The sequence below is a fragment of the Ramlibacter sp. genome (assembly GCF_028291745.1).
Taxonomy (GTDB): Bacteria; Pseudomonadota; Gammaproteobacteria; order Burkholderiales; family Burkholderiaceae_C; genus Ramlibacter.
The window spans coordinates 1-24333 of the sequence record NZ_JAQGNQ010000100.1 but is presented as its reverse complement, the minus strand read 5'-3'; the positions used below and the strand labels follow the sequence as shown (position 1 = coordinate 24333).

25 protein-coding genes are annotated in these 24333 nt (G+C 64.8%); 5 read left to right on the top strand and 20 right to left on the bottom strand.

All coding sequences use genetic code 11. From position 1 onward, the window contains the following. Positions 1-162 precede the first annotated feature (162 nt). The 11 genes from JWP60_RS18565 to JWP60_RS18515 all read right to left on the bottom strand — a co-directional run bounded on the left by JWP60_RS18565 (position 163) and on the right by JWP60_RS18515 (position 9891). The gene (locus JWP60_RS18565) at positions 163-927 is read right to left on the bottom strand and encodes a WecB/TagA/CpsF family glycosyltransferase (protein ID WP_299794745.1); all 765 of its coding nucleotides are present in this window, start codon (positions 925-927) and stop codon (positions 163-165) included. Then, a complete protein-coding gene (locus tag JWP60_RS18560; RefSeq protein ID WP_299794743.1) occupies positions 917-1447 on the bottom strand; it encodes a DapH/DapD/GlmU-related protein in 531 nt (176 codons plus the stop codon). The genes JWP60_RS18565 and JWP60_RS18560 overlap by 11 nt, the downstream gene beginning before the upstream one ends. Then, positions 1444-2442 carry an NAD(P)-dependent oxidoreductase gene (locus JWP60_RS18555; protein WP_299794741.1) on the bottom strand — a complete coding sequence of 333 codons (999 nt, stop codon included), beginning with the start codon at positions 2440-2442 and terminating at the stop codon, positions 1444-1446. The genes JWP60_RS18560 and JWP60_RS18555 overlap by 4 nt, the downstream gene beginning before the upstream one ends. Then, positions 2439-3500 (bottom strand): glycosyltransferase family 4 protein, encoded by a 1062-nt coding sequence (locus JWP60_RS18550; protein WP_299794739.1) that lies wholly within the window; start codon positions 3498-3500, stop codon positions 2439-2441. Before JWP60_RS18550 ends, JWP60_RS18555 begins: the two co-directional genes overlap by 4 nt. Positions 3501-3566: 66 nt before the next feature. Continuing rightward, positions 3567-4313: a glycosyltransferase family 2 protein gene (locus JWP60_RS18545; RefSeq protein ID WP_299794737.1), complete on the bottom strand. Its 747-nt coding sequence runs from the start codon at positions 4311-4313 to the stop codon at positions 3567-3569. Positions 4314-4363: 50 nt separating this feature from the next. Next, positions 4364-5614 carry a hypothetical protein gene (locus JWP60_RS18540; RefSeq protein WP_299794736.1) on the bottom strand — a complete coding sequence of 417 codons (1251 nt, stop codon included), beginning with the start codon at positions 5612-5614 and terminating at the stop codon, positions 4364-4366. Beyond that, positions 5611-6324, bottom strand: a complete 714-nt coding sequence (locus tag JWP60_RS18535; protein WP_299794734.1) for a CDP-alcohol phosphatidyltransferase family protein — start codon at positions 6322-6324, stop codon at positions 5611-5613. Before JWP60_RS18535 ends, JWP60_RS18540 begins: the two co-directional genes overlap by 4 nt. Further along, complete coding sequence (locus JWP60_RS18530) at positions 6321-7529, bottom strand: lipopolysaccharide biosynthesis protein (RefSeq protein ID WP_299794732.1); 1209 nt, start codon at positions 7527-7529, stop codon at positions 6321-6323. Before JWP60_RS18530 ends, JWP60_RS18535 begins: the two co-directional genes overlap by 4 nt. Beyond that, positions 7529-8629: an iron-containing alcohol dehydrogenase gene (locus JWP60_RS18525; RefSeq protein ID WP_299794730.1), complete on the bottom strand. Its 1101-nt coding sequence runs from the start codon at positions 8627-8629 to the stop codon at positions 7529-7531. The genes JWP60_RS18530 and JWP60_RS18525 overlap by 1 nt, the downstream gene beginning before the upstream one ends. Then, positions 8619-9023 carry an adenylyltransferase/cytidyltransferase family protein gene (locus JWP60_RS18520; protein WP_299794728.1) on the bottom strand — a complete coding sequence of 135 codons (405 nt, stop codon included), beginning with the start codon at positions 9021-9023 and terminating at the stop codon, positions 8619-8621. Before JWP60_RS18520 ends, JWP60_RS18525 begins: the two co-directional genes overlap by 11 nt. A gap of 169 nt (positions 9024-9192) precedes the next feature. Further along, positions 9193-9891: a sugar transferase gene (locus JWP60_RS18515; RefSeq protein WP_299794726.1), complete on the bottom strand. Its 699-nt coding sequence runs from the start codon at positions 9889-9891 to the stop codon at positions 9193-9195. Between the two features lie 474 nt (positions 9892-10365). Here JWP60_RS18515 and JWP60_RS18510 point away from each other — a divergent pair, with 474 nt between their 5' ends. Continuing rightward, positions 10366-10503, top strand: coding sequence for a hypothetical protein (locus JWP60_RS18510; RefSeq protein ID WP_299794725.1), 138 nt, complete (start codon positions 10366-10368; stop codon positions 10501-10503). Next, positions 10500-12653: a hypothetical protein gene (locus tag JWP60_RS18505; protein ID WP_299794723.1), complete on the top strand. Its 2154-nt coding sequence runs from the start codon at positions 10500-10502 to the stop codon at positions 12651-12653. The genes JWP60_RS18510 and JWP60_RS18505 overlap by 4 nt, the downstream gene beginning before the upstream one ends. 3 nt (positions 12654-12656) lie before the next feature. Here JWP60_RS18505 and JWP60_RS18500 read toward each other — a convergent pair whose 3' ends face one another. Both JWP60_RS18500 and JWP60_RS18495 read right to left on the bottom strand, forming a co-directional pair. Continuing rightward, on the bottom strand, positions 12657-13583 hold the full coding sequence (locus JWP60_RS18500; protein ID WP_299794721.1) for an SDR family oxidoreductase: 927 nt from the start codon (positions 13581-13583) through the stop codon (positions 12657-12659). A 17-nt stretch (positions 13584-13600) separates the two neighbouring features. Next, the gene (locus tag JWP60_RS18495; protein ID WP_299794773.1) at positions 13601-14977 is read right to left on the bottom strand and encodes a UDP-glucose/GDP-mannose dehydrogenase family protein; all 1377 of its coding nucleotides are present in this window, start codon (positions 14975-14977) and stop codon (positions 13601-13603) included. A gap of 139 nt (positions 14978-15116) precedes the next feature. On the opposite strand from JWP60_RS18495, the gene JWP60_RS18490 reads away from it, so the two are divergent. After that, positions 15117-16169, top strand: coding sequence for a CDP-6-deoxy-delta-3,4-glucoseen reductase (locus JWP60_RS18490; protein ID WP_299794719.1), 1053 nt, complete (start codon positions 15117-15119; stop codon positions 16167-16169). A 195-nt stretch (positions 16170-16364) separates the two neighbouring features. Here JWP60_RS18490 and JWP60_RS18485 read toward each other — a convergent pair whose 3' ends face one another. Next, entirely contained in the window at positions 16365-16562 is a 198-nt protein-coding gene (locus JWP60_RS18485) for a hypothetical protein (protein ID WP_299794717.1), read from the bottom strand. A 166-nt stretch (positions 16563-16728) separates the two neighbouring features. Beyond that, positions 16729-17160 carry a hypothetical protein gene (locus JWP60_RS18480; protein ID WP_299794715.1) on the bottom strand — a complete coding sequence of 144 codons (432 nt, stop codon included), beginning with the start codon at positions 17158-17160 and terminating at the stop codon, positions 16729-16731. Positions 17161-17304: 144 nt separating this feature from the next. On the opposite strand from JWP60_RS18480, the gene JWP60_RS18475 reads away from it, so the two are divergent. Continuing rightward, positions 17305-18279 carry a tripartite tricarboxylate transporter substrate binding protein gene (locus tag JWP60_RS18475; RefSeq protein ID WP_299794713.1) on the top strand — a complete coding sequence of 325 codons (975 nt, stop codon included), beginning with the start codon at positions 17305-17307 and terminating at the stop codon, positions 18277-18279. Positions 18280-18384: 105 nt separating this feature from the next. After that, entirely contained in the window at positions 18385-18930 is a 546-nt protein-coding gene (locus tag JWP60_RS18470) for a hypothetical protein (RefSeq protein WP_299794711.1), read from the top strand. Between the two features lie 201 nt (positions 18931-19131). On the opposite strand, the gene JWP60_RS18465 is transcribed toward JWP60_RS18470, so the two are convergent. From JWP60_RS18465 to JWP60_RS18445, 5 genes are all read right to left on the bottom strand, one after another. Continuing rightward, on the bottom strand, positions 19132-19848 hold the full coding sequence (locus tag JWP60_RS18465) for an ABC transporter ATP-binding protein (RefSeq protein ID WP_299794709.1): 717 nt from the start codon (positions 19846-19848) through the stop codon (positions 19132-19134). Further along, the gene (locus tag JWP60_RS18460) at positions 19845-20657 is read right to left on the bottom strand and encodes an ABC transporter ATP-binding protein (RefSeq protein WP_299794707.1); all 813 of its coding nucleotides are present in this window, start codon (positions 20655-20657) and stop codon (positions 19845-19847) included. Before JWP60_RS18460 ends, JWP60_RS18465 begins: the two co-directional genes overlap by 4 nt. Positions 20658-20662: 5 nt before the next feature. After that, positions 20663-21799: an ABC transporter ATP-binding protein gene (locus JWP60_RS18455; protein WP_299794706.1), complete on the bottom strand. Its 1137-nt coding sequence runs from the start codon at positions 21797-21799 to the stop codon at positions 20663-20665. A 10-nt stretch (positions 21800-21809) separates the two neighbouring features. Beyond that, positions 21810-22739, bottom strand: a complete 930-nt coding sequence (locus JWP60_RS18450) for a branched-chain amino acid ABC transporter permease (protein ID WP_299794704.1) — start codon at positions 22737-22739, stop codon at positions 21810-21812. 158 nt (positions 22740-22897) lie between these two features. Continuing rightward, complete coding sequence (locus JWP60_RS18445) at positions 22898-24187, bottom strand: replication-associated recombination protein A (RefSeq protein WP_299794702.1); 1290 nt, start codon at positions 24185-24187, stop codon at positions 22898-22900. Between the last annotated feature and the right edge of the window lie 146 nt (positions 24188-24333).

The window sequence follows — 24333 nt, the reverse complement described above, 5'->3', positions numbered from 1 at the left end:
AACTCCTGTGCGAATGCAGGCGCGTTGTACCACCTGGCGAGGAATGCTGGGGCCTGCGGCCGCGGCATGGTGTCACGCGGCGCTGCCGATGCGCGGGCCTAGAGACGCACTCCGGAGGGCGCAACGGTGCGCAACGCCACGGGAGCCGGCCGCGACGTCAGTTCACGAGCGGCGAAGGACCCAACGACTCAAGACGGAGCGAATGCTCAGCCAGATGAAGATGCTGTTGGTATAGAAGTAGCGGCGCCAGAGCCTACGGGGCTCCGCCGCGAGCCTGAACAGCCACTCCATGCCGGCCTGCCTGACCCAGTCGGGAGCGCGCTTGATCGTGCCGGCATGGTAGTCGAACGCCGCGCCCACGCCGAGCATCACGCACCCGATCTTCCCGCGATGGGCGTCGATCCACTTCTCCTGCTTGGGGCAGCCCATGCCGACGAACAGCATCTTCGCGCCCGACGCGTTGATCTGGCGAATGATCTCCTCGTCCTCCTGGACGGTCATCGCGCGGAACGGGGGCGACATCGTGCCGGCGATCCTTAGGTTCGGCCACTCCCGCCGCAGGCGGGCAACGAGTTTCGCCAGGGTCTCGTCGGTGCTTCCGAAGAGGAAGATGGGCGTTCCGGCCGATGCGGCCTGCTCACAGAGTCGCCACATCAACGTGGGGCCGTCGATCCTCATTTGTGGCATGTGCGTGAAGGCACGCAGCGACCACGCGACCGGCGCCCCGTCGGGGGTGACCATGTCGGCCCGGGACAGGGCCTCGTGATGAACCTCGTCCTGCGTCGCCGTCACGATGGAGTGCACATTGCATGCGAAAACCGATCGGCTCTCGCCCGCCGCGGCCCACGTCCCGATTCGGCCCAGCGCGTCGGTCCAGGACAGGACATCGACGGGAACGCCATGCAGCTGGTACACCTTACGATCCATACGCCACTTCATCCTTCACGTCCCCTGCGACGGATCGGAGCAGCCGGGCGGGGTTGCCGACAATGACCGATCCACGCGGAAAGCTCTTCGTTACCACGGAGCCGGCGCCTATGACCGAATCGTCACCGATCTCTACATCCCCGATGACCACGCAATTCGCACCGATGTCCACCCGGTCTCCGATGACGGGCGCCTTGCCGGAATAGCTGAAGTCCGTACGGTTGATGCCGATCGTCGTCGAATTCCGGAGGATGCAGTTCGCACCGATACGCGCCTTGTCGTTCACCACGAGCGCCTGTGCATGATCCAGCCTCAGGCCCGGCCCGACGGTCAGCTTCCACGGCAGCTCAATGCCGAGGAACCACTCGACGAGAACGCGATAGGCGATCGCGTAGGGGTACGCGAGGTAACGCCAGGGCTTGCCCATCCGAGAGGCCATGTTGGCCAGTCTGAACGCAGCCATCACGAGCCGCCCCTTCGGGTTGGCCCGATTCGCATTCCAGTCGCAGAAGACGCTCACCTCTGCTCCTGGACCCGGCCGCTTGCCCTGACCAACGCGGGGTGCACCGTCTGCATCCATTCGACGGTCTCCCGGATGCCATCCGACAGCGAATAAGGCGGCACGCCGCACACGTCGGTCGTCTTCTTGATGGAGATGTAGTTCGAGTGCGTCATGCTCTTGTAACGCGAGCCGGTAATCGGGAACTTCAGATGCACCAGCTTGAAAGCATCGCCCACCAGCGCCAGGCCGCGGATGAAGGCGCGCGGGACGCGGCGCACGGGACTGCCGATCTGCGCCATGGAAAAGCCGTTGACCCATTGATAGAGGTCGATCGGCTCGTCGCCGACATAGAACACCTGCCCGTTCACCTTCTCGGCCGGTGCGTCGATCAGGGCCGCGACCTGCTGGACCACATTGCCGACGTAGCCATAGGCCCGTGTCACCGGCTTGAACCCGGGGTGCAGATACAGCTTCCTCGAAAGGATCGCCCAGAACTCGCTCGGATACCGCCGATGCCAAGCCCCCCAGATGTTCGTGGGGCGGATGATGACCCATGTGCACGGCAGATTCGCCGCACGCGTGACCTGCTCGGCGATCACTTTCGACTCGCCGTAGACGGTGTGGGGTGCGTAGTCCTGATCGCCCTTGGGCAGGCCGTTGTACTGATTCACGAACTGCGTGGACGTGAGAACGAAGCGCTTGACCGACGCCACGTGCCGGATGCCCGCCAAGATGCGTTCCGTTCCCACGGTGTTCACTTCGTAGTCGCTCAGGCGATTGCTGTCGGTGTCGGTACGCGCCGCCAGGTGAACCACCACCTCCGGCTGGAACTGCTCGAACGCCGCAAGAACGCGCGGCGCATCCATGATGTCGACCTCGCGCCACGCCGCCTCGTGGGTTGGGAGGTTCGGGGCGGCGATATCCAGGTTCAGGACTTCATGACCGCGTGCCAACAGGTATTCGACGAGATGGGTTCCAATAAAGCCGGAACCGCCGGTAACGAGCAGCTTCACTGCACCTCCTTGAAAACACGATCCATCCGTTGACGAAACTTCGTAACGGTGTACTCCTTGAGAAACTTGGCGCGCCCCGCGTCTCCCATCCGGGAGCGCAGTCCGGGATCCTCAATCAACTTCAGCAGCCGATCGGCCAGCTCTCCGGGCTCCTTGGGAGGCACCAGGTAACCCGACGTGCCATCCTCCACCAGCGACTGGACGCCGCGCCACCTCGTGGCGACGACAGGCAGGCGGAATTGCATCGCCTCCGCCACCACCAGGCTGAACGACTCCGCCTCGAAGAACGTGGGAAGACAGAAGATATCGGCGCTCAGGAACGCGCGGTGCTTCTCCACACCGACGGTCACCCCGCGAAAATCGAACTGTGTCTCGACTTTGCATGCGGCGAGCCGGTCCCTTACCACCTGCTCGAAGCGCGGCGAGGAAAACTGCCCCAGGACCACAACCTTCAGTCCCTGCCGCACGGCCGGCGGCAGCAAGCCGATCGCCTCTACCAGGATCAGGATTCCCTTGGACTCCATGAGCACCCCAACGAAGAGAATTTCCACTGCGCGGCCGCTACTCCGGCGTACTCCCGCAAGTTCGCTGCCCGATTCAGAATACACGTCGGGAATGCCATTCGGGACATAGTGCACCCGCTTGGCCCGGAACACTTCGTGGTCCGGCGGGTTGAACTCTGACAAACTGATCGCCACGTCTGCATCGAAGAAGGCCCTGCGAAAGAAAGGCCGCAGGATCGCGGGGCACCTTGAATACAGTTCGGACAAACCGGCTGCGTGGAAGTGCAGGATCGTGCGCCGGAAGAACGGCCGCAGCAGCGCCAACAGGAAGATGTCCCGGATGGCCGGCGGCCAATTCGGGCCGCACGGGCCGTAATAAAGGCAATCCGCCGAGAACTTCCTCTTCGCCGCGAGGACGCGCGCCGGCAGGCCGATCATCTGCACGATCTTGCGGCCCCGGACCTTGCCGATATCATTCATCCCGCGCGCGAATTGCATCAGCACGGGATGGATGACAGCATGCTCGTATTCGCCATCCACCAGGATCTTCATCATTGCGGCCTGGCCCCCATGGGGCGGCGGCAGCTGGACAAGCGCGAGGACGTGGGTGCTCGACATCGCTCAGGCCCGCCGACGGCGGGCACGAAGGGCCTGCACGACGTAGTTGCGGGCGAGCCCCTCCAGGCAATCGAGCGCGGCAAGGAAGGGATTGCGCCCATGGAGCACCGCGGCCGCAGCGCTTTCGCGGTAGCTAGCGGCCGGGCTCGTATGGCTCGCCCCGCCCACGCGCATCTCGACCACGACCTGATCGAGGAAGCCACGCTTCACTTTCGGCCAGAGTCGCAGCAGATGTTCATAGTCGCCCGCAATCCGGAAGCCCACGCTGAAGCCGCCGAAGCGCTGGTACAACGCGCGACGGATAAACACGGAAGGATGCGCAGCCACCATCCGTCGCAGCATCTGGCGCGGAGTCGCATTTCGCCCCACTTCGCAGACCATTGCACCGGCGTCGTCGATCTGCCGGACCTTCCCATGCAACAGATCGAGCTTGTCCCGCTCGAATGCGGCGGCCACCGTGCTCAGGACGTCGGCATCGGCATAGTAGTCGTCGCTGTTCAGGATGCCGACGACATCGCCCGTCGCCAGGGACAGGCCCTTGTTCATTGCGTCATAGATTCCGGCATCCGGGCCGCTGATGTGGCGCACGCCCGTGCGCTGGAGGATTTCGAGCGTGCCGTCGGTCGACCCTCCGTCGATACAGACGTGTTCCACCAGGGAATATGACTGCTCCCGCACCGACCGGATCGTGTGCTCGATGGTCTTCGCGCTGTTGAAGCAGGGGGTGATGATGGTAAAGGTAAGCGACATCGGCTGATGCGGAGAGGGAAACCCGGTACGAGGCTGGACGAACCAGCCGGCTAATATCTTCGTTGGACCATTCCGAGACTTGGCCGGACCGCCGCTTGCGGGCGTGACGCAACGCGCGCTACCGGCCGGACCAGCATGGCCAAGAAGAGCGGGTACAAGATGAACTGCTCACCGACCAGCAGGCAGCAAATGACTGCCAGCGCCCAGAGCGGCGACCATGCCCCGCTGAGGCGGAAGAAGCGAAGGATGAGAGACAGGACGAGCAGAGCCGCCGGCAATCCGAGACGCACGGGCAGCCCCGTCAGCGCATTGCCCTGCCGGAGCAAAATCTCCTCTTCGCCAGGGCGCGTAGTGTTGCTCAAGCTCCAGCCGGTCAGCGGGCGCTGGAGAAAGTAGCCCCAGTCGTAGATCGCATTGCCGAAGCGGGTGATCTCCCAGGTGTTGTTCTCCGCTTCGGTAGCGCTGAACTGGTAGGCGACCTTGGCCTCGAGGAAGCTGGTGTTGCTGTAGACCGCATAGAAAGTCAGCGGGAGCGCGCAACCGGCCACGACCTTGAAGACGAAACTCCGTCCCAGCTTCGAGCGGCCGGAGAACAGCGTGTAGCCCAGCGCCAGCAGGGCGAGCGCGACGTATCCCGTGGTCGACCGGGTCGTGAGAAGCGCCAGCACGATGACAACCAACTGCTTGCGAGTGAGCCGGTAATAAGAAAGCGAAGCAAGCAACAGCGCCAGAACGAGATAGCCTGCGAAGGCGCCCGGCTCCCAGAACATGCCGCTGTTGCGATCCAGCGATTCGCCTTCGATCACCTCTTGCCGATAGTAATGGACGATCAGGTGGCCGGTGATGTCCTTGTGGATGTCCAGCGGACCTAGCGAAAGCGGGATCGAAAAGTGGTTGACCACCGGCGACATGTCCACGCCCAGCAGTACGGGCAAGTGGAATACAAGGCTGATCGCCGCCAGCCAGTACATCACCTTGACCACGCGGCTGAAGAACTCAGGAATCACCCGCACCGCGAGCAAGGCGGTCGCCAGGCGGACACCGATCGACATCGTCGAAGGGAGGATCTGGACGCCGAAGGCGATGAGGTGAACCACCGTCACGGCGGCAAAGCCGAGCAGCAGCCAGGCGTCGGACCTCTTGAACGACATCCCCGAGACAAGCGCCAGCAGGGCCACACCCGCGAACGGGATGAAGGCTCCGATCGGGCCGCCGAAGTAATTGAGGATGAGATTGCCGGAGCCGGCGATCACCAGCAGGGTAGCCGCATCGTGCAACCGACTCGTCCGTGCCGAGCTCATGACAGCCTTCTCCACATCGCCGTCTTCACCAGAGGCTTCAGGAATTGGAGAAGGAAGAACAGCGCAATGAGCGAATTGGCGATGACCGGATGCCCCATCGTCGCCAGGAACACGAAGGGCACAAAGACGAAGGCCATGTCGATGATGTCCCACGGATTCGCTGCCAGCCCAAAGCGGGCGAAAGGCGTGCGCGGCTCGCCCATCACGCGGGGCTGCTCGCCGGTGCGGCCGATGTGGGTGTTGATGGCGTCGATGTGGATCCACACTAGGTACAGCGAGAAAGCCAGGACGAAGACCGCAGCGAAATTCCAGCCCACCTGCTGCACGGAATACAGCGCGATAAGGGGGTACCCGATTCCGTGCACGACGCAATCCGCCAGGGCATCGGCGACGGCCCCGTGCTTGGTTCGCCAGTTGATCGCCCGGGCAAGCTTTCCGTCCACGCAGTCCATCAGGATGGACAGGAAAAAGCCTCCCATGGCGACACCGGTGTTGCCTGCATACAGCCAACTCACGCCGAAGAAGAAGAAAACGATGGAGAAGGCGGTGAAGTGGTCGGGCGAGAGCCTAGCCCGGGGTAACCTGCGAACTAACTCGACCATCGCGACGGCGAAGAAATCGAAGACCAAGACGGTCGACCAGGCGTCGGTACGCTTCACATACTCGAAGCTGCGGCGGCGTCGTGACGGAATTAAATAATCGAGAATCATCTACGGAGCCATCCGAAGTAGGAAACAGCGGACTTCATGCGAATGAGCAGAACAGTCGCTTCGGCTGCAACGACACCCAATGCCACCAAGGTCGCGGACGTGTTGCCGGTAAAGTACAGGCCAACAAGAAGCGCGGTCTGACACACGCCTCCGAAATACAAGCTGATGTTCGCCCAGCGCAGGTTGCCTATGCAGGCATGGAGCGGAAACCCGGCGAACATCGACGGCACAGCGAACAGCGCGGCAAAGGAGAAGACCGTCAGCACATCGAAGGCGCGGGCCAGCTTCTCTCCAAAGACATGCAGCAGAAGTTGGGCGCCGACGTAGTGGAAGATCAGTGCCCCGACTGCCGTGGCGGCCGTCGCGCCGATGCCCCACAGCGCAACGACGCGCATTTCTCGCGTCCGGGACACCTGCGGATAGAGTGCCTGCGGCAGCGGACTGACGAGCGACAAGGCGCCGCGGTACAACTGCTCCGCCGCTGCGTATGAGGCAGTTTGCACGGGTGTTCCCACAAGACCGAGGTAGAAGGTGCCGCCGAGCGTATAGGTCGCGACGGCCGCACGCGACGCAAAAAACGCCGCACCCCCCTTGAACGCGAGAAGTGCAGATTCCAAGGAGGGGACGCCGACCCTGGCTCCTGCGCCACGCGCAAGCCAAGTTCCCGCTGCGGCCCCGATGATAGCGGTGATGCTGGTGAGCAAAGGAGACCAGAAGCCGTCCCCGGGATTATGTACTGCAAGCAAGACCCCGGCCACAAAAGTGACCCTGAGTACCACAAGGATATGGGCGTAACGCTCCACGCGCTCGACACCCTGGAGGAACCAGAGGGGCTGGAACGCCTGAGCCAATACAGCCGGCCAAATGAACAGCAGTTCCTGACGGTATTCGGTACCCGAGAGCAGTCCGAACGCCAACAGGGCAAGCATCGAGGCCGCTGCCAAGACTAGGCGGCACGCCGTGACACTCTTATAGAGCGCCCTGATGCCGGTCTCGTTGGCTAGGTCGGACGCGATGGCATGCGTTCCCCAAGTGGGAAAGCCGAAATCCACGATCACCACGCAGATCTGATAGGCAGACTGCGCGAAGGCGACGGCTGCGAACTCCTGGACCGGCAGCACGTGCGCTAGGTAGGGCAGCACGAACAGCGGGACCAGCATGCTGCCCAACTGCACCAACAGTAGCGCTCGGGATGCCGACCACATCAGGAATGCTCGAAAGCGAGCTCGAAAGCCTGCTCCAGTGCGTGACTTTCGAACTCGGTATCCAGGAAGGTCACTCGGCCCGCCCGCATCCGGGGAGCCAAGGACACCGCCCGCAGGAAATCCTGCCTGGTCAATCCGAACTGGGCCGGGGTGGCGGGAATGCCGATGCGCCGGATGGCGGCGGTGACGGCCGGGTCGATCCGATTTTCCTGGAACGCCACCGTCCGCAAGGCTGCGCAGTACAAGGTGCCGGCCGCAACTTGGACGCCATGCGTCCCGCTGCCGACCTTCATGTGGTCAATCGCGTGGCTGATCAAGTGCTCGGCACCGCTGCATGGCCGCGAATTGCCCGAGAGCGCCATCGCCAGACCGGACAGCACGACTGACGCGCCCAGCTTGCGAGCGGTGGAGATGGTTTGCAGTTCCCCATTGTCCACGTCGAGCAGGCTCTGATAGGCGTTGGCGGAGAGAATCTTGGCCAAGCCATTGACCCGCGAGGACAACGAATCCTCGGCATCCGCTAGGTCGCATAACGCCGACGCATTCGAGAGCACATCGCCCATGCCCGACATCGTCAGGATCGCCGGCGCGCTTGAGACGATACTCAGATCCACGAAGATGCACGCCGCGATGGCCGCCGGATAACTGCCCGTCCGGCCCGCTTCGTCCCGGAGAACCGACACCGGGGAACCCACCCCGTCGCTGGAGAGGGCGGACGGAATCGCAATGAGCGCTCTCGGGTATTCGGCTATGACGGCCTTCGCCACGTCGATAACCTTACCTGCGCCCACTGCGGTCACGAAGTCCGCGCCGGTTTCCTTCAGGACGCCCTTGATGCGTGCGACCTCGGCCAGGGAACTGGAACGGACGCACTCCTGCACGACATGGATGGCACCCGCGCGCTTGAGATACCCGGCGTACCTTTCGGCGACCGAGACGGTGTTCGCGGAGCTGCCTGTCAAAACCAAGCCGGTCAATCGTCTGCCCTGGAACAATTCCCACGTATGCAGGACACGCAGGAAGTCGGCTTCCGGATTCTCCGACAATTCGAGAATGAACGGAAGATCCAGCGTCTTGCTGATCTGAATATCAAGCTTCATCGGCGCGGATCTTCGAAATCAATGTGGATGTGCTGACTCCTTGGTAATAAGGCGTGTACACGAACTTGATCCCCCGGTCGCGCACATACGATTCGGTAAGATGCACTTGGCGCATGTACGAGTCGTGCGGCCAGTCGTCGCCGTGAACGATGACATTGGCATTGAACCGCTCGATGAATGGCTTGATGTCGCCCGAATTGGCGATCACGGCCTCGTCGACCCAGCGCACCGCCGACACGATGGCCAGCCGGTCGGACTCGACGATCAGCGGGCGTCGCTTGTAGGCGGCTGTGAAGTCGTCCCCGTTCACCACGACGTACAGGCGGTCACCGAAGCCCCGCGCGGCTTTCAAGAGCTCCATGTGTCCCCGGTGAAAAAGGTCGAACACGCCCACGACTAACACAATCTTCAACAGAAACTCCCAAAGCGCTTGGCGCCGCCGCCATAGCCGGCTTCGGCGGTGACTCGACCATTTCAGGATCGTGCAATGCTCGTTGCACGCGTTGCAGGAAACGGATGCACCCACGGTGCGCTCTACGCACCGCGGATCCGCGTGCGAAAGTCTAGCGGGACCCGTTGCCCGTCAGCACGACACTGATCGTCCTCAGCATGATCTTGGAATCGAGCCAGAGCGACCAGTTCTTGACATACTTCGCGTCCAGTTGGACACGCTGCTCGTAGGTGAGCCAATTGCGCCCACTGACCTGCCAAAGCCCCGTCAGCCCAGGCTTCACCGCGCAGTACACCTTCCAGTGTTTGCCATAAAGGCTCTTCTGGCTTGGCAGGCATGGGCGGGGACCAACCAAGCTCATGTCGCCCAGCAGGACATTAACGAACTGAGGCAGCTCGTCGAGGCTCGTCCTGCGTATGAACTTGCCAAACCAAGTGATCCGCGGGTCCCGTTCGAGCTTCTGGTATGTATCCCATTCCGATTTGGCCTCTGCATCGGAATCAAGGAACGAACTCAGCACTTCGTCTGAATCCACCAGCATCGACCTAAACTTGTAGAAGCGAAAAGTGCGCCCTTCCTGCCCTATTCGGTCTTGAGCGTAAAAAATCGGTCCCGGCGAGGTCAGCCGCACCCCGATTGCAACGACGGCAAAGAGAGGAAGAAACAAAACAAAGAAGGTGACAGCCGCCATCAAGTCAAGCAAGCGTTTGGCGCCAGCCCCCACACGAGAGAGGCGAACAGACTGTGCCCCCGCGCGGTCGCGTAAGCCATTCATTGATCCTTCAAGAAATTCGTCGTTTACGCGGTACATGCCCCTGCCCCACTGTGTTTCTGGTCCCACAGCTTTGAAACTATCCGAAACAAGACGCGATCCTACACACGGCTGTCATTTGACGTAACCCCCTGGATGGACGTACGGCAGGTTCGTGCGAAATTCAGGGGCCGTGTTGCTAGGCGGTCGCGCATGCATGGCCACCTCGTTAACGCAATAGTCGTACCGCAGGCTCAGCTCACCTGTGATAGGGGGTCCGAGTATGGTTAGTGTTGAGCTCGTCGGGGTGCTTCGCTTCGTCCGAAGCTGTTTGGCCGTCCTAGTCCGGACAAATTCCCGCTTCCTCGCCTTCATTCAGCCCTATAGGGCTCTGTCTGACGCCCCCCTCGGATAAAACCTGACACGCCCTCGAGCCGCATTCCTTAGCCTCACGACTTGGCTCGTCAGATGTAGGGGGAAGTCATGGCCGCAGAATCGACAGGATCTGCACCCGCCAGGCGGTCGCGCCGGCGCTTGCAAGCATGGCTTCAGATGGTCGCGGTCGCTGCGGCCCTGCTCGTCGTCTCGGAAGTGGTGTGGGTCTGGCAGACCTGGCCGGTGCGGGAACTGCTGCAGCCCGCGTCGCCGGTGCACGCAGACGGGGCGCAATGATGGCCACCGCCCGCTGGCTGCGCCGCCTTGGCGCATTTTCCCCGAGCGACTGGCTTCTGCGCCTCATCTACGTCGGCCTCGGGGCGTGGGCCGTGGGCATCGCCCTGGCCGGCTACCAGCTCGATAGCTGGCGGCAGGAGTTGTCGCGCACCCTGCTGCAGTTGAACGCCGACGCGCAGTTCCGCGCCCGGGTGCACAACCGCGATGCGGTCGATCCCGAGTGGTACCGGCGCAAGGCGCTGTCCCTGCTGGCCGCCACCGAGCGCCTGCAGCACGACGCGCTGTGGACCGCCTTCATTCCCGGCTCCTGGCATTCGGTCGACAACATCGAAGAGCAGGTGCAGGCGCGGCTGGAGCGCGAGTTCAGCGACATCGTCGTCGAGACGATGCGGCGCGAGCTCTACGCCAAGGCAGCGAAGCTTACGGGCGTGCCACTGGCACGCGGGCCCGGCGACCTGCAGATGGGCGCCGAGTGCCAGTCGCCGGTGCCGCAGAACCTCGATCGCAAGCTGACCGCCGCCGCCGAGGATCTGCCCGAGTTCGTCGCGGTCACGGACTATGTGGCTGGCGTGGAGAGGCTCGATGCGGCGGCGCAGTCTTTCCTTTCGCTGCAGTCCGGCCGCGGTGACGCCACGCAGTTGCGCAAGCTGGTGGCGTTCACGCTCGGCAAGGACTTGCCCGGTGCGCTGGCCGGTGCGGTGCGCATGTTCCCCGGCAGCGACGAGGTCAACATCCAGCCGGCGCTGATGCAGTCGCGGCTGCAATGGGCCACGCGTTGCGCACTGCTCAAGGGCATGAACGCGCTGCACACGCGGCTTCTCAATACCAACGACCTGTTCGCGCTGGAACAAGGCTATGTGGAGCGCAGCAACGGTCTGTTCGACGCTTCCGCGCGTCCCGCGGCCTTCGACCGCACGCTGGAGCGCTATCGCGCCGTGCACGCCCTGCTCGACGACCAGGACGCCATGCTGGCCAAGGGCCGCAACGACTGGATGGGGCAAGGCACGCTGAAGCTGGGGCCCGCGTACCAGGACGTGCTGCGCAAGGTCGAACGCACGCAGCTGCTTGGGCCGGAGGTCGTGCAGCAATTGCAGAACCAGTCGGGCACGGCCTTCCTGGAGTTCCGCCGCCAGTTCGAGCAGGCTTTCGGCAGCCAGGGCGAGCCGGGCATCGTGTGGATCGAAGGGGAAAAGCGCTTCGGCCTCTCCGCCGAGCGCGCGGGGCTGCGCGCCGGCCTGGGCGCGCTGTTGCACACGTCCTTCATGACCGAGGACGCTTCGCGCAGCGCCGACAAGGCTGCGCACGACAACGTCACGCTCACGAAGGTGATGCAGGAGGCACGCACGCTGGCCGACGAGCGCACCCGCGCGATCGAGGAGGTGGTGCCGCAGTTTCCCGAGCACGCGCAGCCCGTGGTCACCCGGGTGATCGATGCGCGCATCTCCGAGTTGATCTACCAGCGCGCCTTCCGCACGCTCAAGGCGGGCTTGCCGGTGGACCCGAAGGCGCCGCTGGACAGCGTGGGCTTCAGGCAGCAGCGCGAGCAGGTCATGGCCTTGCAGACGGTGCTGAAGGAAACCGGTGGCAGCGCGCTGGGCGATCGCCTGGTCGCGACGCTCGATGGCGAGTTGCTGCGCCGGCTGGGCACGATCCAGGAAGACTGGAAGCTGCAGCCCCTGCAGGATGCCAGGCTCACGGATTTCGCGTGGTGGCATGGCGAGCCATTGCCTCTGGCGCAGGCTGTGGGCGCCGCGGAAGCGGGCTCCGCCGCTGCGCCGTCATTCGCCCGCACCGCCACGCACCTGGACCTGCTGGTGCAACAGGCCAAGGCTCTGCTTGCGTTGGGCAGCCCGGGCTTGTCGTCGGACCCGGCGGTGGTGCGCTGGCTGCGGATGCAGGGCGAACTCGATCGCTACGCCAATCACGCTCCCGACAGCAGCCTCTTGCGCCTGGAGCGTTACTTGGCGGCGCTCGGTCCCGATCTGCGTCGCGAGAATTGCAGCGAGCGCCTGGCGGCCAACGCGCCCTCGGGGACCGTCGACGACGAAATCGCGCGGCGCCACCTGCAATTGCACAACGCGCTGGCGAATCGCTGCAATGAATTGCGCGCTGCGCAGGCGGGGGCGCTGATGGGGCCGATGCCGCAGTAGGACTCAGGGCACCAGGCCCTGCTGCGGCGTGGGATAGCGCAGTCGCACGCCCAGCTCGCTCTTCATGCGCGCGTTCTCCAGCCGCCGCGACTCGCTCATGAAACTCAGAAGCACCAGGGGCAGTTGCTCCTGCGCGGTGGCGCGTGCCACGCGCGGCGGCCGCGGCAATCCGTACAGATCGGCCGCCAGGTCGAAGTAGTCGCCCATCTTCAGCGCGCTGTCGTCGGCGATGTTGTAGATGCGTTGCGGGCGGCCCCGCCACAGTGCCGCGATCACGGCGCGGGCGAGGTCGTCGGCATGGATGTGGTTGGTGTAGACATCGTCTTCGCGCACCAGTACCGGCGTGCCCTTCAACAAGCGCTCGCGCGGGGTGCCGCCCGGGCGGTCCGGGGCATAGATGCCGGGACTGCGCAGGATGCTCGCGCGAGTCCCGGTGCCCCGACCGAAGAAGCGCGACTGCCGCTCGGCGTCAACACGCCGTTGCGCGCGCGGCGTCTGCGGTGCCAGAACGCGAGTCTCGGCAACGCGCTCGCCGGCGCAGTCGCCGTACACGCCCGTGGTCGATGCATAGACCAGCGCCGCGGGGGCGTGGCGACAGCGCAGGGTCCTCAGCAGCGACTGCGTGCGACGATCACGCCACCACTGCGGGCCGGCATCCGATGCCGGCGGTGCGAGATGGACGACGCGATCGGCGATACCGGCCAGCCGCGAGAAGGAACGGGCGACATCCAGGTTGCCTTGCAAGGGCACGACCCCCACCGCGCGCAGCGAAGCGACGCGATCTGGCGTGGAAGTCAGCGCCAGCAGGCGCACGCGCCCGGACAGCAGGCCCGCGACCCGCAGGCCCACGTCGCCACAACCAACTATGAGGACGCGCGTCCTGCGAAACCGGGCGGGCAATGCGCCCAGGGGGGCTGTGTTCGATGCCATCCTCGCGGTCGCAGCCGTCAGACCTTGCGGCCGATGGCGTGATAGGCAATACCTTCCGTACGCATCATGTCCGGCTCGTAGAGATTGCGCCCATCGAACACCACCGCCTCGCGCATCGCGGCCTTGACCGCCGACCAGTTCGGACTGCGATAGACCTTCCACTCGGTGGCGATGATCAAGGCGTCCGCCCCGGGCAGCGCCTCCATCGGGCGATTCACCAGCGTGAAGTTCTTGAGCAGCGCGGACGCATCGGCCATGTCGAGGGCCAGTGCCCGCAAAGCTTCCTTGCCCGCCACGGGATCGTGCGCGACGATGCGAGCGCCGGCGCGCAGCAGTTCGCGCACTATTACGCGGCTCGGCGCGTCGCGCATGTCGTCCGTGTTCGGCTTGAACGCCAAGCCCCACAGCGCGAAGGTCTTGCCCGCGAGATCGCGCCCGAAGCGCGCAAAGACCTTCTCGCTCAACACGCGCTTCTGCCCGGTGTTCACCTCTTCGACGGCACCGAGCACCTTCAGGGTCTGCTTGTATTCCGCGGCCGTGCGAATCAGAGCCTGCACGTCCTTCGGGAAGCAACTGCCGCCATACCCGGTGCCGGCGTACAGGAAGCTGTAGCCGATGCGCGGATCGGAGCCTATGCCTTGGCGCACCAGCTCAATGTCGGCACCGACCTTGTCCGCGAGGTTCGCGAGTTCGTTCATGAAGCTGATACGCGTCGCGAGCATCGCATTCGCCGCGTATTTGGTGAACTCCGCGCTGCGCACGTCCATCACGCGGGTGCGCTCGTGATTGCGGTTGAAGGGCGCGTACAGCTGTCGCATGACGGCTAATGCCTGTTGGCCCAGGTGATCGCTGTCGACGCCGAGCACGATGCGGTCAGGACGCGTGAAGTCTTCGACCGCGGCACCCTCCTTGAGGAACTCGGGATTGGAGACGACGCTCACCTCCGGCCGCCCCTCGGCTCCCGCCGGGAAGCGGCGATCCAGTTCCTCCTGGATGACGGCACGCACCCTCTCCGCTGTGCCAACCGGCACCGTCGACTTGTCGGCGACCACCGTGAATCCGGTCATGTGACTGCCGATGTTGCGCGCGGCGGCCAGCACGTACTTGAGGTCGGCGCTCCCGTCCTCGTCGGGCGGCGTTCCCACCGCGATGAATTGCAGCGCACCGTGCGCGACACTCGCCGCGACGTCGGTGGAAAACGTGAGTCGGCCCGCTTCGACGTTGCGCTCAATGACCTCGCCGAGGCCGGGCTCATAGATCGGAACCTCCCCGCGATTCAGCATCGCGATCTTCTTCGCGTCCACGTCAAGGCAGAAAACGTTGTTGCCGATATCCGCGAGGCAGGCGCCGGTGACCAGGCCTACATAGCCGGTGCCGATGATCGTGATGTTCATAAGACGATACGCGTGCAGGCTCTGCTGACACGCTGGGACAATGGCTCGATTGTGACAGTTGCGGCCTGTGCCCGGACCGGCAAGACGGCAGTCGATTGCGGGCAAAATCCGGAGCAGAAGACTATCGAGGATCCCCAGCATGACCGCCGTCCCGGCCGCCCCAGGCCCCTTCCAGATCACGGTGCAGCCCAGTGGCCGCGCCTTCACCACGGAGGCGGGCGAGGCGATCCTGGCGGCCGCCATCCGCCAGGGTGTCGGCATGCCCTACGGGTGCAAGGACGGCGCCTGCGGCTCGTGCAAATGCAAGAAGCTCGAAGGCACCGTGGTGCACGGGCCGCACCAGAGCAAGGCGCTGTCGGCCGACGAAGAGGCCAAGGGCTTGATCCTCACCTGCTGCGGTGTGCCGCAGTCCGACGTGGTGCTCGAGTCGCGCCAGGTCACCGACGAAAGCGCCTTCCCCGTGCGCAAGATGCCTTCGCGGGTCAGCGCGCTGGAGAAGGTTTCGCACGACGTGATGATCGTCCGCCTGCAACTGCCGGCCAACGACACGCTGCGCTACCACGCCGGGCAGTACGTCGAATTCATCCTGCGCGACGGCGCGCGCCGCAGCTACTCGATGGCCAATGCGCCGCACAACGGGCCCGGCGTCGAACTGCACATCCGGCACATGCCGGGCGGCAAGTTCACCGACCACGTCTTCACGGCGATGAAGGAAAAGGAAATCCTGCGGGTCGAAGGCCCCTTCGGCAGCTTCTTCCTGCGCGAGGACTCGGACAAGCCGATGGTGCTGCTGGCCTCGGGCACCGGCTTCGCGCCGATCAAGGCGCTGATCGAGCACATGCAATCGAAGGGGATCCAGCGGACGGCCACGCTCTATTGGGGCGGGCGGCGCCCCGAGGACCTGTACATGGATGCGTGGGTGCGCGAGCGGCTGGCCGAGATGCCCAACCTGCGCTACGTGCCGGTGATCTCGAATAGCCTGCCCGAAGACAACTGGACGGGCCGCAGGGGCTTCGTGCACAAGGCGGTGATGGAAGACTTTGCGGACTTGTCAGGCCACCAGGTCTACGCCTGCGGCGCTCCCATCGTGGTGGATTCGGCACGGGCCGAGTATTCGGCGCAATGCGCGCTGCCGCCCGAGGAGTTCTATGCGGACTCGTTCACTTCGGAAGCGGACAAGCACGGGGGTTGATCGCTGAGGGCTGAGGGCTGGGGGTATGTCATCCCGGGCTTGACCCGGGATCCACGACGGCGCGCGCACAGGCGCCGCATGGATGGCGGGTCAACCCGCAATGGCATCCAAAAGAAAAGCCTCGGAGGCATCGGCCTTCGAGGCTTCTCGGCAATCAGCGGCACGCTTGCGCGCCGCGCGATCGAAACTGGCCGCTCAGATCACTCCGAGCACTGCTGCCAACCCGACCCAGACGCCCAACGACAACAAGCCGCCCCCCCAGAAGGCGGGACTGGCCAGCAGGCCGGGACCTTCGTCGTGATCGCCCTCGACCGCGCGCGAGCCGCTGCGGCCGACACGGCCGGTGCCATATACATGGAGGCCGGCACGATGGGTTCTGTGGTGCAGCAACATGGTTTGTCTCCAGAACACTTTTCATGTGTCTTGTGGATGAATGAAACCACAGCCATATCCCCGCAATCGTCAGAAAGTGTTCACTCGTGACGTAGGAAAGCGAGCACCGGGAAAACCCCATGCTCGCGGAATAGATGCGGGCCGCAGGAGGCGGCCCGCCCGTCGATCAACGGCTGGCCTTGGCGCGGTAATCCTCGTAAGCGCGATCCATGCGCTCCTCGCGGCTGCGGGAGTTCAGGTTGACACTCGGGCCGGCACCGAGGGTGCGCGTGTTCATGCGCGACGCGTGCATTTCGCGGCGCTCGGCGCGCGCATGCATCCCGTGACGCCGGGCACTCGCCATGTTCTCGTGGCGGCGCAGGCTGGCGTGCTCCTTGTTGGCGTGGTGCGACATCTTCTTGGCGACCTTGCGATGCGACTTGGCCATCTTGTGCGTGTCCGCGGTCGAACCGGCGCTGCTGCCGGCCTGGCTGCCGCTGTTCATCGTGGCGGCGCTGCTCTGCGTATCGGCGGGCGCCTTGGCGCTGCCGTTGGGTGCTTGCGCATACGCGGTGCCGGCGGCCAGGGCGACGGCAATCATCAGGGCTTGGAGTTTCATGGGTTGCTTCCTTTCTTCAGACCAGAATGGGTGGGTATCACTACAACGCAGCGCCCAGCCAGCGGCCTGTCGGACAGCGCGGATGCACAGCGTCAGGCAAAGTCAAGCGCGACCGTGCGCCCGCGCCCTTGCGACAATGGCGGGATGATCCAACGCAGACAACTCCTCCTCTCCAGCATAGGCGCCGCAGCGGCGGTGGCCGCCCCGGGCGTGTGGTCGCAGGGGCGCACCATCCGGCTGATCGTCCCGTATGCCGCCGGCGGCCCCATCGACGCCACCGCCCGCGTTCTGGCCGAGCGGGCGAACGACAGTCTGGGCACGATCATCATCGACAACCGTCCGGGTGGCGGCGGCAACATCGGCGCGGACGCAATCGCCAAGGCTGCACCGGACGGCCTGACCATCGGCATCTCGGCCGTCGCGACGCATGCGATCAACCCCTGGTTGTTCTCGAAGCTGCCTTACGACCCGATCAAGGACTTCACCTGCATCACGCAGATGGTGCGCGTGCCCAACGTGCTGGTGATGAACGCGCAGACGGCGGCGCGCCTGAAGATCAACAGCGTGCGTGACCTGATCGCGTACGCGAAGGCGAATCCCGGCAAGCTCAATTACGGCAGCGGCGGCAATGGCAGCGCGGGCCATCTGGCGGGCGAGATGTTCAAGCGCGATGCCGGGATCTTTGCGGTGCACATCCCGTTCAACGGCGGCAATCCGGCGCAATTGGCGCTGCTCTCCGGCCAGGTCGATTTCAATTTCGACAACCTGGCGACGGCGGCACCGAACATCCGGTCCGGCAAGCTGAAGGCACTGGCCGTCACCACGCTCAAGCGCTCGCCCAGCCTGCCGGACGTGTCGCCCGTGGCGGACACGCTCAAGGGATTCTCGATCGACACGTGGTGGGGGCTGGTCGGGCCCGCCGGCATGCAGCACGATGTGGTCCAGAAAATGAACCACGCCTTCGTGGCGGCGCTGAATTCGCCGGAAGCGAAGGCTCGCTTTGCCACGCTGCTGGCCGAGCCGGTGCCGACGACGCCCGAGGAATTCGCTGCCTTCACCCGGGCCGAGCTTGTCAAATACGAAAAAATTGTGAAGGCCTCGGGTGCAAAGGTGGATTAACAGCTGAGCCGGCGGACCTACAGCGCTTGTGAGATTTGTCTGACAAGCGCTACCTCAGCGGGCCGGGCACATTGGGCTTTCAAGCAGAACGTCAGGGAGGCTGTCATGGTGTCTCAGCGCAATGTCGTGGCCTTGATCTGCGGTTTGGCCGCGACAGCCGCCGCGCCGGCCCAGGAGAGTGGAGCGTTGCGATGGCGCTCCGGCAGCTCGCCGCTCGGACTGCAGGCGGGACAGGCGCGCGTGGGGGTGCCGTGCGGCAGCTTCGCTTTTTCGTGCAGCGATGCGACCACCGTTCCTCTCTACGCCAGTGCCAAGGCGCCGCGCTCGGTGGCGATGCAGGTGGCGCCCGCCGACCATCCAGCCCTGCGCAGCCCGCAGGCGCAGGGCTTCAACGTCAGCGTGATCGGCAAGGCCGGGATCGGCTGGGACCTGGGTGTGTACGGGCGCGTGGGGACGACCTTCAATCGAGCGAGTCCCGCGACGATGTCCAACCTGGGCAGCGAGGGCGGGAAGACGTATGGGGTGGGCCTCAGCTGGGACTTCTCGCGCAGCGCCTCGGCGGCACTGGGGATGGACAGCTATGACGTGCGCAGCGCGGGCGGTGAGGTTCGCGATGTGCGCACGAGTCTCGGGTTGCAGTGGCGGTATTGATTCGATGACATGCGCGTGTCATTGCGCGCGAAGGATGTCATTGCGGGCGCAAGGCTGTCATTGCGGGCACAAGGATGTCATTGCGGGCTCGACCCGCAATCCACCGCCGCAGGCGGCTACCGCGCTGCATGGATCCCGGGTCAAGCCCGGGATGACATCCTTCAGCCGGGGATGACCTCCTTCAGGTTCGGATGACCTCCCTCACTCCCCCAGATATGCCGCCCTCACCTTCGGATCATCGAGCATCTGCTTCGCGTCGCCGCTGATCGTCACCAGCCCCGACTCCATCACATAAGCGCGGTCGGCAATCTCGAGCGCGCGGCTGGCGTTCTGTTCCACCAGCAGGATGGTCACGCCTTGCCGATGCACCTCGCTCACCACCTCGAAGATCTTGTCCACCATGATGGGCGACAAGCCCATCGACGGTTCGTCCATCAGCAGCACCTTGGGCCGGCTCATGAGCGCCCGGCCCATCGCCAGCATCTGCTGCTCGCCGCCCGACATCGTGCCGGCGAGTTGGTCCTTGCGCTCCTTCAGCCGCGGAAAGGTGGCGAACACGCGCTCCATGTCGGCCGTGATCGCGGCGCGATCCTTGCGGATGTGCGCGCCCATCTGCAGGTTCTCGGTGATGGTCATGCGCGTGAACACGCCGCGGCCCTCGGGCACCATGGCCAGGCCTTCCTTCACCAGGTCCCAGGCGCCGCGGCCACGGATGCTCTTTCCCAGGTACTGGATGTCACCCTCCTTCAAGGGCAGCAGCGCGGTGATGGCCTTCATCGTCGTCGTCTTGCCGGCGCCATTGGAGCCGATCAGCGTGACGAGTTCGCCCTCGCGCACCTCGAAGTCCACGCCCTTGACGGCCTGGATGCCGCCATAGGCCACCTTCAGCCCGCTTACCTTCAGCAGCGTCTGGCTCATTGAGCATCTCCCGTCGCCGTCACCGGCGCGGTACCGGTTGCCTTGTGGCTGTGGCCCAGGTAGGCCTCGATCACCTTGTCGTCGCGCTGCACCTCGTAGGGGGAGCCCTCCGCGATCTGCTTGCCGTAATCGAGCACGGTCACGCGGTCGCACAGGCCCATCACCAGCTTCACGTCGTGCTCGATCAAGAGGATGGTGCGGCCGTCCTTGCGGATGCGATCGATCAACTCGCGCAGCACCACCTTCTCGGTGGAATTCATGCCGGCAGCGGGTTCGTCGAGCGCGATCAATTGCGGATCCGTAGCCAGTGCGCGGGCGATCTCCAGCCGGCGCTGGTCGCCGTACGAGAGCGTGCGCGCCTTGTAGTCCGTGAAGCGGCCGATGCCCACGTAATCGAGCAGCTCCTGCGCGCGTGCCGCGATCGCGGCCTCCTCCGCGCGGAACGAGCGCGTGCGGAACACCGCCCCCAGCAGGCCCGAGTGCGTGCGGATATGCCGGCCGACCATCACGTTCTCCAGCGCCGTCATGTCCGCGAACAAGCGGATGTTCTGGAAGGTGCGCGCGATGCCCGCTTTCGCGACTTCGTGCACCGCACTGGGCGTATACGGCTTGCCGGCCAACTCGAAGCTGCCGCTGTCCGGCGTATAGAGCCCCGTGATCACGTTGAAGAAGGTGGTCTTGCCCGCTCCATTGGGCCCGATCAATCCATAGACCTGGCCGCGCTCGATGGTGAGGCCCACATCCGACAAGGCCTGCAGCCCACCGAAGCGCTTGGAAATGCCGCCGACGCGGAGGACGGTTTCTGCCATGCGTTTCATCCCTGCCTGGCGGCTTCTTGCGGCAGCGCCTTGCCATGCATCGGCGTCGGCCAGAGCCCGCGCGGGCGCAGCAGCATGACGATGATCATGGCCAGGGCGATCAGCAGCTGGCGCAGGATGGCGGCGTCCAGCCGCCCGCCGGTCAAGGACTGCAGGTCGAACACGCCGGCGACCCAGCGCAAGACCTCGGGCAGCGCCGACAGCAGGATGGCCCCGAGGATCACCCCCGGCAGGTGACCGATGCCTCCCAGCACCACCATCGCCACGATCATCACTGACTCGGTCAGGCTGAAGGACTCGGGCGAGACGAAGCCCTGGAAGGCCGCGAACATGGTGCCCGAGACGCCGCCGAAAGTGGCGCCCATGCCGAAGGCCAGCAGCTTCATGTTGCGCGTGTTGATGCCCATGGCCTTGGCCGCGATCTCGTCTTCGCGGATCGCCATCCAGGCGCGGCCGATGCGCGAGATCTCCAGCCGATGGCAGATCACCACGCTGGCCACCGCCAGCAGCAGGAACATGTAGTAGTAGAGGGTGACCGAGTTGATCGCGTAGTTCTCGGTGATGTCGATCGGCTGCCCGAGATTCACGCCCGGGATGCCCAGCCAACCGAACTTGAACAGCGTGATCGACTCGATCTGCCCCAGGCCCTTGGGCCCGTTGGTGAGGTTGATCGGCTGGTCGAGGTTGTTCAGGAACACGCGGATGATCTCGCCGAAGCCGAGCGTCACGATCGCCAGGTAGTCGCCGCGCAGCTTGAGCGTCGGCGCGCCCAGCAGGATGCCGAAGAAGCCGGCGACCGCCGCGGCCAGCGGAATCGCCAGCCAGATGGACGTGTGCAGTCCGTCGGGGAACATCTGCGCGAACCAGGGAAAGGCTTCAGCCAGATGGGGCGACGCCATCAGCCCGTACAGGTAGGCGCCGATCGCGAAGAAGGCGACGAAGCCCAGGTCCAGCAGGCCCGCGAAGCCGACCACGATGTTGAGGCCCAGGGCGAGCAGCACATAGAGCAAGGCCGTGTCGGCAATGCGCACCCAGAAGTTGCCCACCGCCTGCAGCAGCAGCGGCAGGATGCCCAACGCCAGTGCGAACAGCACCCACACCACTTTCTTGTTCCGCTTGTTGATGATGGTCATCGCGCGCTCCTCAGGCCCGGTCCGCCACGCGTTCGCCGAGCAGGCCGGAAGGCCGCAGCGTGAGGATCACGATCAGCACGATGAAGGCGAAGATGTCGGAGTAGTTGCTTCCCAGCACGCCGCCGGTGAGCGCCCCGAGGTAGCCCGAACCGATCGATTCGATCAGCCCCAGCAGGATGCCGCCCAGCACCGCCCCGGGCAGGTTGCCGATGCCGCCGAAGACAGCGGCGGTGAAGGCCTTGAGACCGGGCAGGAAACCCATGGTGTGCTGCACGGTTCCGTAGTTGGATGCATACATCACGCCGGCAATGGCGGCCAGCACCGCGCCGATGATGAAGGTGGCGGAGATCACCATGTCCGGTTTCACCCCCATGAGGGCCGCCACCCGCGGGTTCTCGGAGGTGGCGCGCATGGCGCGGCCCAGGCGCGTGTAGTTCACCAGGTACGTCAGCACCGCCAGCGACAGCGCCGTCATCGCCAGGATCATGATCTGCGTGGTGGTGATCACCGCGCCGCCGAACTGGATCGGCTTGGCCGGCAGCAGCGTGGGATAAGGCTTGTAATTCGGCTTGAAGATGATCATCGCCAGCGTCTGCAGCAGGATCGACATGCCGATGGCGGTGATCAAGGGGGCGAGCTTCGGGCTGTTGCGAAGCGGCCGGTAGGCGACCTTTTCGATGACGAAGTTGAGGGCCGCAGCGACCACGCAGGAGATCACGGTCGCCGCCAGCAGCAGCAGCCAGCCGGGGATGCCGGGCATCGCTTCCCGCGCGGAGGTGATGATCGCCCAGCTGGTAAGCGCACCCACCATCAGCACCTCGCCGTGGGCAAAGTTGATCAGGTTGATGATGCCGTACACCATGGTGTAGCCCAGGGCCACCAGCGCGTACATGCTGCCCAGGACCAGACCGTTGATGATCTGCTGCAGCAGGATCTCCATAGAGGCTTCTCCGTTTCTTTTGCCCGTGCGACGGTCGGATGCGCCTTCTTGGGGCTTGCCTGCCATCTAGCAAAAAACCCGCCATGCGTTGGCCGGGCGGGTTGTCGGCGCGATTGTAAGCCGCGCCCTGGAGGCTCAGCGGCCTTTCGCCAGGGGGTTCACCCTGAGCGTTTGTTCAGCGCGCGCAACTCGCGCAGCTTCTCGCCGATGCGGATTTCCAGCCCGCGCTCCACCGGGCGATAGAACTGCGGGGACAGTCCTTCGGGGAAATAACTCTCGCCGGCCGCGAAGCCGCCCTCCTCGTCGTGGGCATAGCGGTAGTCGCGGGAGTAGCCCAGGTCCTTCATCAACTTGGTCGGTGCATTGCGCAGGTGCAGGGGCACCGGCCGCGTGCCGTCCTTGCGCACCAGCGCGCGCGCTTCGTTGTAGCCGACATAGACCGCGTTCGATTTGGGCGCGATCGCGAGATAGACCAGGCCTTCGGCCAGGGCCAGTTCGCCCTCGGGGGTGCCGAGACGCTCGTAGACGTCGGCGGCATCGAGTGCGACGCGCAGTGCCCGCGGGTCGGCCAGCCCGATGTCCTCGATGGCCATGCGGATCATCCGACGCGCGACATAGCGCGGGTCCACGCCGCCATCGATCATGCGCACGAACCAGTACAGCGTGGCATCGGGGTCGGAGCCGCGCACCGATTTGTGCAGGGCGCTGATCGTGTCGTAGAACTGCTCGCCACCCTTGTCGTAGCGGCGCATGCGCTCGCCCAAGACCTTGAGCAGCCATTCGTCCGTGATCTCGGCGCGCTTCTCCTTGGTCGCGGCGACGGCCAGCGTCTCCAGCGTATTGAGCAGGCGGCGGGCATCGCCGTCGGCATAGCCGATGAGACGATCGAGCGCCGCGGCTTCGATGGCGGGCACGGCATCGATCGCCTGCGCGCGTTGCACGATCTGCTTCAGGTCGTCTTCCGAGAGCGGCTGCAGCACGTAGACGGCGGCGCGCGAGAGCAAGGCCGAATTGACTTCGAACGACGGGTTCTCGGTGGTGGCGCCGATGAAGGTGAAGAGCCCCGACTCCACGTGCGGCAGGAAGGCGTCCTGCTGGCTCTTGTTGAACCGGTGCACCTCGTCGACGAACACGATGGTGCGGCGGCCGTGCGCCTGCGCGATCTGCGCCTGTTCCACGGCCTCGCGGATGTCCTTGACGCCACCGAGCACGGCGCTGATGGTGATGAACTGCGCGTCGAAGGCATCGGCCATCAGCCGCGCGATGGTGGTCTTGCCCGTGCCGGGCGGGCCCCACAAGATGCAGCTATGGGGCTGGCCCGACTCGAAGGCAATGCGCAGGGGCATGCCTTCGCCGAGAAGGTGTTGCTGCCCGATCACCTCGCCCAGCGACTGGGGCCGCAGGCGCTCGGCCAGGGGTGCATGCGGCGCCGCGGACTTGCTGGTCATGCGGGGCAGTTTAATGTCTTGCTCCTTCCCCCTCTGGGGGAAGGTTGGGATGGGGGCGCTGCGCCCGGTGAGAGTGCTGCGCTCACACGGGAGCGCCCCCACCCCTGCCCTCCCCCAGAGGGGGAGGGAGTAAATCCATCAAGGCG